Below are 13813 nucleotides of genomic sequence, written 5' to 3' on the forward strand. Positions count from 1 at the left end.
CGCCATGCCGTCGGAACTTCGTTCGCCGCGTCTCGCCGTCCTGATCGACGCCGACAATGCCTCCGCAAAGATCGCGGATGGACTGTTCGAGGAGATTGCCAAGATCGGCGAGGCCAGCGTTCGCCGTATCTACGGCGACTTCTCCAATGCGCGATCAAGGGGGTGGGCTGACATCCTGTCGAAGCACGCCATTATCCCGCAGCAGCAGTTCGCCTATACGACGGGAAAGAATGCGTCCGACATAACCTTGGTCATCGACGCCATGGATCTGCTCCACAGCGGCCGGTTCGACGGCTTCTGCCTGGTGTCATCCGACAGCGACTTTACCCGTCTGGCCGCCCGCATCCGGGAGCAGGGCGTCGACGTCTTCGGATTTGGCGAGCAGAAGACTCCGGAAAGCTTCAGGCAGGCCTGCCGAAGGTTCGTTTACACCGAGAACCTGCTTGCCGTCCCGACGACCAACCAGGACGCCGCCTCAAGATCGACGTCGCTTCAGCCGCTTGATGCGGCGACCCCCATCATCAAGAAGGTGATCACCCAGATGGAGAGCGAAGACGGCTGGGTCGCGCTCGGTGAAGTCGGCCGGCAGCTCGCCAATCTTGCCTCCGATTTCGATCCGCGAACGTTCGGGTTCCGCAAGCTGAGCGACCTGGTGCGAAAGACGAACTCGTTCGAGATCGACGAGTCAAAGGGCCGCTCGATGCGGATTCGGGTCAAACCCGCGGCCGCAGCACCGCCGAGAAGGCGGAACCCACGCAGGCCTGCGAGGGCGGGGGCTGCGGGTGGTTCGGCGCCTAAGGCGTAAGCAGGGCCTGCCGTTATATTTGCGCTTGCCCGCTATGGCGCAGGGCGTAACCATCGCTGGGCCATAACGCCACGCGAGGGTCCCGATGACCAGACTTACCCGCTTCGCCGTCGCACCGCTGCATTCGATGACCCGGCGTTTGGCCGATGTCGCCTCCGCGCGCGTTGCGCCCGATCTCGTTATCACCGGCGCGCGGGTGCTCTCGACCTATTCGGAGCGCATCCACTCCGGTCGCGAGGTCTGGATCACGGGCGGCCGCATCGCCGCGGTGAAGCCGGCCGGGGCGGCGAAGAAGGTCTGGCCCAACGTGCCGCTATATGACGCCGCAGGCGGTATCATCGCGCCGGGGCTGGTCGATCCCCACATCCATATCGAATCCTCGATGGTGACGGCCTGCGCCTATGCAGAGGCCGCGCTGCTCAACGGCACCACGACCATCTTCTGCGACAGCCACGAGATCGGCAACGTGATGGATGTCGCCGGCGTCGAGGCGATGCTGGAGGACGCACGCGAGGCGCCGCTCTCGATCTTCCTGACGGTGCCGAGCACGGTGCCGGCGACGTCGGCCGAGCTGGAGACGGCCGGCGGCGACCTCACGCCCGACAAGATCGCCGGCCTGTTCGATCGCTGGCCTGAGGCGGTCGCACTCGGCGAGAAGATGGATTTCGTGCCGGTGACCATGGGCGACGAGCGCAGTCATGCGATCCTCGCGGCGGCTTTGAAGCGCGGACGACCGGTGTCCGGTCATGTCTACGGCCGCGAATTCGTCGCGGCCTACGCGGCATCCGGCGTTACCGACACCCATGAGGCGATCGACCGCGACATCGCCGACGATCTGCTCGATGCCGGCGTCTGGGTTTTCCTGCGCGGGGGGCCGCCGACCACGCCCTGGCATTCGCTGCCGCAGGCGATCCGGACGATCACCGAGCTCGGGGCCTCGCACAAGCGCACGGCGGTGTGCACCGACGACCGCGACGCTGACGATCTGCTTCTGTTCGGGCTCGATTGGGTGGTGCGCGAGGCGGTGAAGGCGGGGATGTCGCCGGAGCAGGCGTGGTCGATGGGCTCGCTGCACGGCGCGACGCGTTTCGGCATGGAGGGCGACATCGGCGGCCTCGGCGGCGGCCGCCGCGCCGATCTCGTGCTGATGGACGACCAGCTCAAGCCGCAATGCACCTGGTATGGCGGCGAGCTGGTGGTGGAGAATCGCAAGATCACGCCCCGTCTCGATCAGGCATTGTCGCAGCGCTATCAATATCCGAAGGCGGCCTATGTGACCGTAAAACTGCCGGAGAAGATGAAGTTGACGCCGGAGCTGCCCGCGAAGGCCTGCACCGTCAATGCGATCAAGACCGCGTTGCCCGGCATCACCCTGATCCACGAGAAGGTCGCGATCGAGCCGGCAAAGGACTGGCCGTCGTTGTTTGCGCGCTATGGCCTGTGCTTCGTCACGGTGGTCGAGCGCCACGGCAAATCGGCGGGCAACGTCGCCTACGGCCTGCTGAAGGATTTCGGCCTGAAGCGCGGCGCAGTGGCCTCCAGCGTCGGCCACGACAGCCACAACATCATCGTCGCCGGCATCAACGAGGGCGACATGCAGGTCGCGATCGCGGCGATCAGGGAGCAGCAGGGCGGCGTCTGCGTCGTGGCCGATGGCAAGGTGAGGGCGCTGGTTCCGCTGCCGATCGCGGGGCTCCTGTCCGACAAGCGCGTCACGGAAGTCGCCGAGGAGGTCAAGGCGCTGAAGAAGGAATGGGCGGAAGCCGGCTGCACCATCCCCTACATGGGCTTCAATTTGATTCCCCTATCGGTCATTCCGGAAATTCGCATCACCGACAAGGGCCTCGTGCTGGTGCCGCAAATGGAGCTGGCGCCGCTGTTCGAGTGAAGCGGCTTTCACGCACCGTTTCATCTAACCGATTGAGACATCCGCGATTTTTCCAGCGGTTGCCGCATCGTGGAAAATAAAATCGATCTCGTTGAGATCGCATTCTGCGCATCTGATGATCTCGCTCGCTGACTTAAACCCGAGCGAGGTCCGATATGGCGAAGATGCGAGCTGTCGATGCGGCCGTGCGTATCCTGGAGAAGGAAGGCATCTCGACTGCCTTCGGTGTTCCCGGAGCTGCGATCAATCCGCTTTACTCGGCGCTGAAGAAGCGCGGCTCGATCCGCCACATCCTTGCGCGCCATGTCGAGGGCGCCTCGCACATGGCCGAGGGCTATACGCGGGCGAAGGCCGGCAATATCGGCGTCTGCATCGGCACCTCGGGGCCGGCCGGCACCGACATGATCACCGGGCTCTATTCGGCGATCGCCGATTCCATTCCGATCCTCTGCATCACCGGTCAGGCGCCGCGGGCGCGGCTCTATAAGGAAGATTTTCAGGCCGTCGACATCGAGTCGATTGCAAAGCCCGTGACCAAATGGGCCGTGACGGTGCGCGAGCCGGCGTTGGTGCCGCGCGTGTTCAGCCAGGCGTTTCATGTGATGCGCTCAGGGAGGCCGGGACCGGTGCTGATCGACATGCCGCTCGACGTGCAGCTCGCCGAGATCGAGTTCGACGACGAGACCTATGAGCCGCTGCCGGTCTACAAGCCCGCCGCGACGCGAAAGCAGGTCGAGAAGGCGCTGGAGATGCTCAACGCCGCCGAGCGGCCGCTGATCGTGGCGGGTGGCGGCATCATCAATGCCGACGCGTCCGACCTGCTAGTCGAGTTCGCCGAGATCGCCAACGTGCCTGTCGTGCCGACGCTAATGGGATGGGGCGCGATCCCCGACGATCACGTGCTGATGGCCGGCATGGTCGGCCTCCAGACCAGCCATCGCTACGGCAATGCCACGCTGCTCGAATCCGACTTCGTGCTCGGCATCGGCAACCGCTGGGCCAACCGCCACACCGGTTCGGTCGAGACCTACACCAAGGGCCGCAAATTCGTTCACGTCGACATCGAGCCGACCCAGATCGGGCGCGTGTTCAATCCCGATCTCGGCATCGTCTCGGACGCCAAGGCCGCGCTCGAGCTCTTCGTCACCGTCGCCAGGGAGTGGCGCCGGTCAGGCAGGCTTCGCGAGCGCCAGGCGTGGCCCGCGGCCTGCCGCGATCGCAAGAAGACCATGTTGCGCAAGAGCCATTTCGACAACGTGCCGATCAAGCCGCAGCGCGTCTATGAAGAGATGAACAAGGCGTTCGGCCGCGACACCACCTATGTCACCGTGATCGGCCTGTCGCAGATCGCCGGCGCGCAATTCCTCGGCGTCTACAAGCCGCGCAACTGGATCAACGCGGGGCAGGCGGGTCCGCTCGGCTGGACGCTGCCCGCTGCCCTCGGCGTGCGCGCGGCGTGTCCGGAGCGCGAGATCGTCGCATTGTCGGGCGACTACGACTTCCAGTTCCTGATCGAGGAGCTCGCGGTCGGCGCGCAGTTCAATCTGCCCTACATCCATGTCGTCGTGAACAATTCCTATCTCGGCCTGATCCGCCAGGCCCAGCGCGGTTTTGAGATGGACTATCACGTCCAGCTCTCCTTCGAGAACATCAACGCGCCCGAGATCGGCGTCTACGGCGTCGACCACGTCACGGTCGCCGAAGGTCTCGGCTGCAAGGCGATCCGCGTGACGGATCCCAAGGACACGCAGGCGGCATTCGCGACCGCGCGCGAATTGATGGCCAAGCACCGCGTGCCCGTGGTGGTCGAGTTCATCCTCGAACGCGTCACCAACATCGCGATGGGCACCGAGATCGACAACATCGTCGAGTTCGAGGAGGTGCTGGATCTGCCGCTCGACGAAGTCGGCACCACACGCGTGCTGCAGCCGGCGGAATAGGGGAGATCATCATGCCGAAGTTTGCCGCCAACCTCACCATGCTCTTCAACGAGATGCCGTTTCTCGACCGCTTCGCCGCGGCGAAGGCGGCGGGATTTGCCGGGGTCGAGTATCTCTTTCCCTATGATTTCGACAAGGCGCAGCTGCGCGAGCAGCTCGAGGCCCATGGCCTGACGCAGGTGCTGCACAATCTCCCCGCGGGCAACTGGGCCGGCGGCGAGCGCGGCATCGCGATCCTGCCCGATCGCACCGCCGAATTCCGCGACGGCGTCTTCCGCGCCATCGACTACGCCAAGGCGCTCGATTGCGACCAGCTCAACTGCCTCGTCGGCATCGCGCCTTCCGATGCCGATCCGCGCGAGCTTCAGGAGACGCTGGTCGGCAACCTGCGCTTCGCCGCGTCGACGCTGGCGCGGGAGAACATCAAGCTGCTGGTCGAGCCGATCAACACGCTCGACATTCCCGGCTTCTACCTCAACGGCACCGAGCAGGCGGTGCAGCTGATCTCCGAGGTGCGGTCGAACAACCTCTTCATCCAGTACGACATCTATCACATGCAGATCATGGAGGGCGATCTCGCCCGCACGATGCAGGAATATCTGCCCCAGATCGCCCACATCCAGCTTGCCGATAATCCCGGCCGCCACGAGCCCGGCACCGGCGAGATCAACTATCCCTTCCTGTTCCGTCATCTCGACGCGATCGGCTATCGCGGCTGGATCGGCTGCGAATACAAGCCGCGCACCACGACGCTGGAAGGCCTCTCCTGGCACGCGGCACAGACGTTTGAGACGTGAGGACATCCTGATATGATCGACATCGGCTTCATCGGACTTGGCACCATGGGACGGCCGATGGCCGGCCACCTCCTGGCCGCTGGCCATCGCGTTCTCCTGCATGATGTCGCGCCGGTCGCGCCTGAGCTGATCTCGGCGGGCGGCATCGCCTGCAAATCGGCCAAGGAGGTCGCGGAGGAAGCGGACGCCGTCATCATCATGGTGCCGGATACGCCGCATGTGGAAGCGGTGCTGTTCGGCAAGGACGGCGTCGCAAGCGGCGTCTCCAAGGGCAAGATCGTCGTCGACATGAGCTCGATCTCGCCATTGGCGACGAAGGAGTTTGCAAAGAAGATCGAGGCGCTCGGCGCCGATTATCTCGACGCGCCGGTGTCGGGCGGAGAGGTCGGGGCGAAGGCTGCGAGCCTCACCATCATGGTCGGCGGTCCGGAGCGGGCCTTTGGCACCATGAAGCCGGTTTTCGACAAGATGGGCAAGAACGTCACCCATGTCGGCGCCAATGGCGACGGCCAAACCACGAAGGTCGCCAACCAGATCATCGTCGCGCTGACCATCGAGGCCGTGAGTGAAGCGCTGCTGTTCGCATCGAAGGCCGGCGCGAATCCCGCGCTGGTGCGCAAGGCGCTGATGGGCGGCTTCGCCTCGTCGCGGATTCTCGAAGTGCATGGCGAGCGCATGGTGAAGCGCAATTTCGATCCGGGCTTCCGCATCGAGCTGCACCAGAAGGATCTCAATCTCGCGCTCGAAGGCGCACGCGCACTCGGCCTCTCGCTGCCGAGCACGGCGGTGGCGCAGCAATTGTTCTCGTCCTGCACCGCGCATGGCGGCAAGGCCTGGGATCACTCGGCCATGGTGCGGGCACTGGAACTGATGGCGGGCCACGAGATCGCCGCCGCCTGCACTGTTACGCGGTAACAGTCGCCAGTTTTGGTGTGTCCTTCGGCAAGCGGGAACCGGAACAATGATCCGGTCCCGCGGTTGAAAGCGAGGGACAATCACTGGAGACATCAGGACATGAAAACCCGTCTTGCGATTACGTTGGCTGCCGCGTCGCTGCTGGCTTCGAGCGCAGCCTTTGCCCAGTCGACGACCGAACAGGGCGCCCGAGATGGCGCGCGCGCGGGCGGCGATATCGGCGGCCCGGTCGGCGCAATGGTCGGCGGCACCGTCGGTGCTGCGGTCGGCGCAGGCCTCGAAATTCCGAACGCGGTGCTAGGCGGGATCCCGCGCAATGACTCCGTCGTGATCCACGAGCGCGTCGTCGTCGGCGAGCCGCTGCCTCCGACCGTGGTTTTGCGGCCCGTGCCGAACTATACCGAGTATCGTTATGCGGTCGTGAACGATCGCCGCGTGATCGTCGAGCCGCGCACGCGCCGCGTCGTCAAGATCATCGATTGATCGGCGCGATACAGGCTTTGAGGACGTGGGCCCTGCGGAGCGTCGCTCCGCGGGGCCTCAGCTTGTGAGGGCCGAGCTTGTCCGAAACCGGGTCATGACCCAATCGGCGACGGCGGCGAGTGCAAAGCCGATGCAGGCGGTGCCGGCATCGACCAGAAAATCCTCCAGTCGCGCATGGCGCCCCGGCGCCCAGAATTGCATGAGCTCGAGTACGCCGATCAGGATCACTGAAACGACCGCCACTGCGAGCCGCCGCTGCCGGTAGGCGAGGCCGAAGGCCAGCCCGACCAGGATGAACGCCAGCGCATGCTCGCCGTCCTGGCCGAGATCGGAATGGGGCCGCAGGCCCGGAGGCCCGAGCGTTGCAAAGGTCACGGCGGCGGCAAGCAGCCAGGCAAAGGCGCGAACAAGAATGGACATTCGCGCCGCTTAGCACGGATTGGCAGGGGCCTGCCGCGGGATGCGGATCAGATCGCCGTGTAGTTAATGACGAAATGTTTAGAGTGGCTCGCGCACGCCGATGCCGTGCATGAAGCGCTCCCGGATCTGCACGGGGTCACGCCGCGTGGTGCCGACGCCCGGCTTGTCGTCGATACGGATCGCAATCAGGCTCGGCTCGTCAGCCGACATGGCCTCGTCGACCAGGCGCTCGAAATCCTCCTCGTCCGCGGCCCACGAACTCCTGGCGAGCCCCGAAGCGGTGGCGATGCCGACGATGTCGGCGACGCCAGCGGCCGGCGTCGGTTGTGCGCCGGTGATCTGGTAGATGCCGTTGTCCATCACGATCATGATCAGGTTCTTCGGCTTCAGCGCCGCGATCGTCGAGAGCGCACCGAGCTGCATCAAGAGCGAGCCGTCGCCCTCGAGCGCGAAGACGGGGCGGTCGGGTTGCGCCAGCGCCACGCCGAGCGCGATCGGGAAGGCGAGGCCCATGCTGCCGAGCATGTAGAAATTCTGCGGGCGGTGGCCGGCGGCCCAGAGGTCGAAATTGGTGTTGCCGATGCCGCCGATCACGGCTTCCTCGTGCTTGAGCTTTGCGATCAGCCGCGAGGTCACATCGAACCGGTTCATCAACTTGGTATTGCCAGTGTTCATATTTGAACTCATTTGGCGGCGCTCACTTGTCGAACGTCTTGCCGCCCGTGAGCAGCGGGTTGAGGATCAGGGCCACCGGCGCCTGCGTGGTGACGGCCTGCTTGATCGAACGGTCGGCGATGAATTCGAGCTCGTCGAGCCGGGTGATGGTGTGATGCTCCAGCGCCAGCGAATCCAGCACCGGGCGCATGGTGCGGCAAACCAGCGACTGGCCGTAGTTGAACTCGCCGAGCGTGCCGCGCTCGGAGACGAACATGATCAGCGGGATCTGGTAGGGCACCGCGAGCGAGGCCAGCACGTTGGCGAGCGTGGCAAAGCCGGAGGTCTGCATCAGCACCGCGCCGCGCCGTCCGCCCATCCAGGCGCCGGAGACGATGCCGACGGCCTCTTCCTCGCGCGCGGTGGCGAAAGTGGTGAAGAAGGGATCGGCGTGCAAATTCTTGATCAGCGGCGTCAGCACGCGGTCGGGCACGTAGGGGATCAGGCTGATCTCGTTCCGCTTCAGGGTCTGCAGGACGATGCCATGCCAGCTTCTGTCGCTGGTCCCCTGTGTCTGCTGTTCCGCAATCGCCATTGCGTTCTCCCTCGAGCCGCGCATGCTTCTTGGTTCTGGCCGTCGCGGCGGTCTGCCGAACTTGACGCAGGCAGCGGGATTGTCAACATGTCCGGGCCGGCACCGTGATCTGCGCCAGACGGCCTGCCGTGACCGGCGCCGCCATGGCATAAGCGGCTATAACCAGAAAGCGGGAGGGGCACGGACGGGCGCGCATCGCGCTGACCTTGCGGGTCTCCCACGATAGAGCCGGAAGAGTCCTGATGTCCGTCAACAGCAAGCGCGTCTTCTACGTCAAATATCTGGCCAATCCGATCTATGTCGACATCCTGAAGGCGCGGCCGGACGTCCGGCTCGATCGCATCGAGAACGAGAGCCCTGAAGATTTCTACGCGCCGATCCTGAGCGCGGCCCATGTCTATCAGATCGGCGCAGCCCGGGACGAACTGGCGCCGCATTTCCACGTCGACGCCGCGTTCCTGAAGCGCACGCCGAACCTCCTGCTTGTGTCCAGCAATGGCGCGGGCTTCGACCCCGTCGATGTCGAGGCCTGCACGGCCGCCGGCGTCGTGGTCGTCAACCAGTCCGGCGGCAACGCCCATTCCGTCGCCGAGCACGCGCTGGCGATGATGCTGACGCTGTCCAAGCGGATCATCCAGTCCGATCGCCGCCTGCGCCGCGAGCGCGACGTCAACCGCAACGAGCTCGTCGGCAACGAGGTCGAGCACAAGACCGTCGGCATCATCGGCCTCGGCAATGTCGGCCGTCGCATCGCCGCACTGTGCAAGGGCCTGCTCGGCATGAAAGTGCTGGCCTATGATCCCTATCTCACCGCCGAGGTGATGGCCGAGCGGGGCGGTGAGAAGGTCGAGCTCGACGAGCTGTTGCGCCGCGCCGATTTCGTCTCGATCTCCTGCCCGCTCGACAAGAAGAGCCGCAACATGATCAGCACGCGCGAGTTCGCGCTGATGCAGCCGCATGCCTACTTCATCACGACCGCGCGCGGCTTCATCCACGACGAGGATGCGCTGCTGCAGGCGCTGCGCGACAAGCGCATCGCCGGCGCCGGCCTCGACGTCTGGTCCAGGGAGCCGCCGCCGCCGGAGCATCCGCTGCTCCAGCTCGATAACGTGCTGGCGAGCCCGCACACGGCAGGCGTCACGATCGAGGCGCGCCAGAACATGGGCCGCATCGCCGCCGAGCAGGTGCTGGAGACGCTCGACGGCAAGCGCCCGCCTCGCATCATCAATCCCGAGGTCTGGCCGCGCTACGCCGAACGCTTCAAGCAGGCTTTTGGCGTGACGCCGGGGTAGGGCGCGCGAAGGGCTATTGCACGCCAGCTATTGGTTACCGCGAGGGAAATACAGAGGGGCGCATCTTATCGATGGCGTGAATGAACGCGTATGACTTGTCCTGTAGATCAGGGAGCATGAGCATACTTTCGATTGCGACATCCGGACTTTCTGCGGCGAGCCTGCGCGTGAGCGTGGCTGCGAGCAATATCGCCAACGTCAACACGACCGGCTCGCTCCCAGCATCAGGCGGATCGAGCACGCCGGCCAGTTCGGGCATTGCTCCGACGTTTCCCGCCGCTTATGTGCCGCTGCGAGTCGATCAGGTCTCCCAATCGAACGGCTCGACGCCGGGCGGGACGGTTGCGACCGTGTCGACGGTCTCGCCGAGCTATACCGCCCAATCCGACCCGAACGCTCCCTTCGCAAACCAGGACGGCCTGGTCGCCGCGCCGAATGTCGATCTCGCCAGCGAGTTCGCTGAGCTGGCGACCGCAAAGTACAGCTTCATCGCCAATGCGAAGGTGATTCAAGCCTACGCCGAGACGGAAGACACACTCCTCGATATCAAGGCGTGATGACTGAGCTTGGCCCGGTCTCGCGGTAGGTCGTTTACCCCAGCTTTGCGCCGCGCTGCTGGAACACGGCCTCGCAGGTCATGAGGTCGAGATGGCCGCCGCCCGACAAAGTGCAAGGCAAAATCCTCATGGGCGACCGGCATTTGCCCATAGACCCGCGCGGCAGGTTCCGCAACGAATCTTCCGCTCGGACGCGACAGCCCTTGATCCGCGTCAAAATCTCCTTCCCCTGTCCGGCCTAAATGGGATTAGAGTGCCGCCGGGGCAGCAGGGAGGTCCCATGACAACTTTTGTGGTCAAGTTCATGAAGGATGTGCTCGGCCAGTACGGCCGCGAGATCGAGGTCTGCCAAGGCACGCTCGAGATCGATGCCGCCGACGAGGACGAGGCCAGGGAACGAGCGAAGGCGAAGTTCTGCAAGGACCAGGCGTTGCACCATTGGTCGCTGCATGCCGATCGCATCCACGTCAAACCGGCTGACTTTCCGTCGTAAGGCCTACCGGCCCGGCGCCGTGACCGGCGGGGGCGCCGTCGTCCCCGCGCCGAGCGAGCGTTGCACCATGACGGTGTCGGACCAGCGGCCGTGGCGATAGGCGACGCCGCCGAGCAGCCCTGCGCGCGCGAAGCCGAACTTCTCGTGCAGCGCCAGCGAGGGTGCATTGTCGGCATCGATATAGCCGATCATCTGGCGGAAGCCGGCCGCCGCGCAGGCATCGATCAATTCCTGCAGCAGAAGCCGTCCGACGCCGCGGCCGAGCTGCGCGTGATGGACATAGATCGAGTGCTTGGCTGTGTAGCGATAGGCCGGGCGCTTGCGGAAGAGCACGGCATAGGCATAGCCGACGACCTCGCCGCGCCAGGTCGCAACCAGATGCGGCAGGCGGGTCTGCTTCAAATTCTTGCGGCGGTCGCGCAAGTCGTCCGGCTCCGGCGCACCGGTTCCCTCGACGTCGCGCGGCACGCCAGTGCGGACGTGATGGCGGTAGATCGCCAGCATCGCCTCGACATCGCTCTCGCGTGACGGCCTGACCAGGACTGGTTCATCACTCGCGCGCGCAGCTGTTTCGTTCATCGGCACCTACTCGGCAACGACGTAAGTATAGAGCCCGATGCGCCCCTGGGCGTCGATCTCCTTGTAGACGCCCTGGATCTCGACGTCGAAGCCCGGGAACGTGTTGAAGCAGGTCTCGAACATCTTGAGATAATCGATCATGGGCTTGGCCCGTTCCGTCAGCCGCTCGCCTGGCACGATGGTGGCGATGCCGGGCGGGTAGACCACGAAGGGCGTGGTGGCGATCCGGCCCGCGATCGCCTCGATCGGCAGATAGTCGACGTCGTTCTTGAACAGGTAGCGCGCGGCATCGCGCGGCGACATCGCGATCTCGGGCATGTGCTCGGGCATGAACTGCCGCGCCTGGAGCGCGCTGACATCGGCGGCGCGGAAGAAGCGGTGCATGTCGCCGCAGAGGTCGCGCAGGCGCACGCCGGCGTAGCGCGCCTGCCGGCGCTGATAGAATTCCGGGATCGCGTCGGCCAGCAGCGCATTGTCGTCATGCAGCCTCTTGAACGCGACGAGACCGGAGATCAGCGTGCCGGCCTTGCTCGCCTCGACGCCGGGGGTGAGCAGGAAGAGCAGGGAGTTGAGGTCGTTCTTCTCCGGGACGATGCGGTTCTCGCGCAAATATTGTGCGACGACCGGCGCGGGGATGCCGTGCTCGGCATAGGCGCCGGTGGCACGATCGAATCCGGGCGTGAGCAAGGTCAGCTTGTTCGGATCGGTCATGGCAAAGCCTTCCGCGAGATCGGGAAAGCCGTGCCAGTTGGTATCAGGAGAGAGCTGCCACAGCGCGGGATTGGTCGCGAGCTCGTCGGTGGAGAGAGTCTCCCAGGCGACGTTATGCGCCGCGCCGGGGCGGCTGACATCGGGAATGGCGATGCGATCGGGAACGAAGGGTTCGAAGAACCAGCGGCGATCCGGATTTTGCTCCTTCTCCTCGAACTCCCGGCGCATCGCGCGGACCTTCTTGCGCAGCTCGATGCCGAGGCGGATCGTGTCGTCCCACAGCACTTCGCCGGAGCGGCCCTTCATCATCTGTGCGCCGACGTCGAGCGAGGCGAACAGCGGATAAAACGGCGAGGTCGAGGCGTGCTGCATGAAGCTCTCGTTGAAGCGGCGGTGCTCGACGCGCCGCTTCTGGCCGCGGATGTGACGGTCCTTGATGTGGATCTGCGAAGCCTGCGAGAAGCTCGCGAGCTGCTTGTGGGTGGACTGGGTCGCGATGATACCCGGCGCTTCAGGGGAAAGGTTCGCAAGGCCCATGGCGAAGCGGCCGGCATAGAGCGGGTGGAATTTCATGAAGCCGGCCCAGGCCTCGTCGAACAGGATGTAGTCGCAGAGATGGCCGATGCGCTTGATGATCATCTCGGCGCTGTGGATCGAGCCGTCATAGGTGCACTGCTCGACCACGGCGACGCGGAACGGCCGCTCCTTGCGCCAGGCATCGCGATCTTTCACCAGCGGGTGGTTGCGGATCGCCTCGCGCAGGGTCTTCTCGTCGAGCATGTCCCAGCGCATCGGGCCGATCAGGCCCCAGGCGTTGCGGACGGTCGGGACGTAGACCGGGATGCCGCCATTGATCATCAGCGCGCCGTGATGGGCGGCCTTGTGGTTGTTGCGGTCGAACAGCACGAGATCGCCGTCGGTGACGAGGGCGCCGAGCACGACCTTGTTCGAGGTCGAGGTGCCGTTGAGCACGAAATAGGTCTTTTCCGCGCCGAAGATTGCGGCGGCTTCCTTCTGCGCTTTCAGCGCCGGCCCCTCATGGGTAAGGAGGTCGCCGAGGTCGAGCACGGAATTGTCGAGGTCGTCGCGGAACACGGACTCGCCGAGATGCTCGACGAACACACGGCCGATCGGGCTGCGGTTGTAGAACACGCCGCCATTGTGGCCCGGACAGGTCCAGAGCTGGTTGCCTTCCTCGGCATAGTCGACGAGGGCGCCGAAGAACGGCGTCTTCAGCGTCTCGGCATATTGCTTGAGCCGGCTGATCAGGTTCTTGGCGATGAAGGGCGGCGTCTCCTCGGACAGGAAGACGTAGCCGTCGATGAAATCGAGCACTTCGACCGGCAGGTCCTCGAACCGCTTGCGCCGGATCAAGAGGATGATCGGGAAGTCGAGGCCGCGGCGGCGCATCAAATTGATCAGCGCCGAGGTCTTGCCCTCCAGGCCCTTCTTGCCCCAGTCCACCACCATGCAACCGATCGCGGCATCGGTCTGCACCGCCATCTCGGCGTCCTCCAGCTTGCGGGCCCGGACCACCTCGAAGCCGGAACGCTGGATCTCCTCGATGATCTGGTTGAAGCGGACGCCCTCGAGGTCGTCGGCGTCGAACATGGGTGCTGCGAACAGGAAGTTGAAGCGCTTGAAATAGTCCATGGTCCGTCCCGAATGTGCCAGTGGATACAGC

Annotated in this window: 14 protein-coding genes; 9 read left to right on the forward strand and 5 right to left on the reverse strand. The window is 64.8% G+C overall.

What is annotated here, in order from left to right; genetic code table 11:
* Nucleotides 1-4: 4 nt before the first annotated feature.
* From JQ603_RS28070 to JQ603_RS28095, 6 genes are all read left to right on the forward strand, one after another.
* Nucleotides 5-805 carry an NYN domain-containing protein gene (locus JQ603_RS28070; RefSeq protein ID WP_211410471.1) on the forward strand — a complete coding sequence of 267 codons (801 nt, stop codon included), beginning with the start codon at nucleotides 5-7 and terminating at the stop codon, nucleotides 803-805.
* Between the two features lie 85 nt (nucleotides 806-890).
* A complete protein-coding gene (locus JQ603_RS28075) occupies nucleotides 891-2693 on the forward strand; it encodes an adenine deaminase C-terminal domain-containing protein (RefSeq protein ID WP_212344055.1) in 1803 nt (600 codons plus the stop codon).
* 155 nt (nucleotides 2694-2848) lie between these two features.
* Nucleotides 2849-4633 (forward strand): glyoxylate carboligase, encoded by a 1785-nt coding sequence (gene gcl, locus JQ603_RS28080; protein ID WP_212344056.1) that lies wholly within the window; start codon nucleotides 2849-2851, stop codon nucleotides 4631-4633.
* Nucleotides 4634-4644: 11 nt separating this feature from the next.
* Nucleotides 4645-5430 (forward strand): hydroxypyruvate isomerase, encoded by a 786-nt coding sequence (gene hyi, locus JQ603_RS28085; RefSeq protein ID WP_212344060.1) that lies wholly within the window; start codon nucleotides 4645-4647, stop codon nucleotides 5428-5430.
* Between the two features lie 12 nt (nucleotides 5431-5442).
* A complete protein-coding gene (locus tag JQ603_RS28090; RefSeq protein ID WP_212344061.1) occupies nucleotides 5443-6345 on the forward strand; it encodes a 2-hydroxy-3-oxopropionate reductase in 903 nt (300 codons plus the stop codon).
* A gap of 99 nt (nucleotides 6346-6444) precedes the next feature.
* Nucleotides 6445-6828 carry a DUF1236 domain-containing protein gene (locus tag JQ603_RS28095; RefSeq protein ID WP_130367836.1) on the forward strand — a complete coding sequence of 128 codons (384 nt, stop codon included), beginning with the start codon at nucleotides 6445-6447 and terminating at the stop codon, nucleotides 6826-6828.
* Nucleotides 6829-6885: 57 nt separating this feature from the next.
* On the opposite strand, the gene JQ603_RS28100 is transcribed toward JQ603_RS28095, so the two are convergent.
* From JQ603_RS28100 to JQ603_RS28110, 3 genes are all read right to left on the reverse strand, one after another.
* Nucleotides 6886-7248 carry a VanZ family protein gene (locus JQ603_RS28100; protein ID WP_212344062.1) on the reverse strand — a complete coding sequence of 121 codons (363 nt, stop codon included), beginning with the start codon at nucleotides 7246-7248 and terminating at the stop codon, nucleotides 6886-6888.
* 78 nt (nucleotides 7249-7326) lie between these two features.
* Complete coding sequence (locus JQ603_RS28105) at nucleotides 7327-7935, reverse strand: thiamine pyrophosphate-dependent enzyme (RefSeq protein WP_212344063.1); 609 nt, start codon at nucleotides 7933-7935, stop codon at nucleotides 7327-7329.
* Between the two features lie 10 nt (nucleotides 7936-7945).
* Nucleotides 7946-8497 (reverse strand): thiamine pyrophosphate-binding protein, encoded by a 552-nt coding sequence (locus tag JQ603_RS28110; protein ID WP_212344065.1) that lies wholly within the window; start codon nucleotides 8495-8497, stop codon nucleotides 7946-7948.
* Nucleotides 8498-8739: 242 nt separating this feature from the next.
* Between JQ603_RS28110 and JQ603_RS28115 the strand changes: the two genes are divergently transcribed.
* The 3 genes from JQ603_RS28115 (at nucleotide 8740) to JQ603_RS28125 (ending at nucleotide 10839) form a co-directional block, all read left to right on the forward strand.
* The gene (locus JQ603_RS28115) at nucleotides 8740-9789 is read left to right on the forward strand and encodes a hydroxyacid dehydrogenase (RefSeq protein ID WP_212344067.1); all 1050 of its coding nucleotides are present in this window, start codon (nucleotides 8740-8742) and stop codon (nucleotides 9787-9789) included.
* Nucleotides 9790-9905: 116 nt separating this feature from the next.
* A complete protein-coding gene (locus JQ603_RS28120; RefSeq protein WP_212344069.1) occupies nucleotides 9906-10346 on the forward strand; it encodes a flagellar basal body rod protein FlgC in 441 nt (146 codons plus the stop codon).
* Between the two features lie 280 nt (nucleotides 10347-10626).
* Nucleotides 10627-10839, forward strand: a complete 213-nt coding sequence (locus JQ603_RS28125) for a hypothetical protein (RefSeq protein ID WP_212344071.1) — start codon at nucleotides 10627-10629, stop codon at nucleotides 10837-10839.
* Nucleotides 10840-10842: 3 nt separating this feature from the next.
* Here the strand turns inward: JQ603_RS28125 and JQ603_RS28130 are convergent, their stop codons facing one another.
* Complete coding sequence (locus tag JQ603_RS28130; RefSeq protein WP_212344073.1) at nucleotides 10843-11418, reverse strand: GNAT family N-acetyltransferase; 576 nt, start codon at nucleotides 11416-11418, stop codon at nucleotides 10843-10845.
* 6 nt (nucleotides 11419-11424) lie between these two features.
* Nucleotides 11425-13782, reverse strand: coding sequence for an Orn/Lys/Arg decarboxylase N-terminal domain-containing protein (locus tag JQ603_RS28135; RefSeq protein WP_212344075.1), 2358 nt, complete (start codon nucleotides 13780-13782; stop codon nucleotides 11425-11427).
* Nucleotides 13783-13813: the final 31 nt, after the last annotated feature.

This window comes from Bradyrhizobium liaoningense, from assembly GCF_018130825.1.
GTDB classification, from domain to species: Bacteria; Pseudomonadota; Alphaproteobacteria; order Rhizobiales; family Xanthobacteraceae; genus Bradyrhizobium; species Bradyrhizobium liaoningense_B.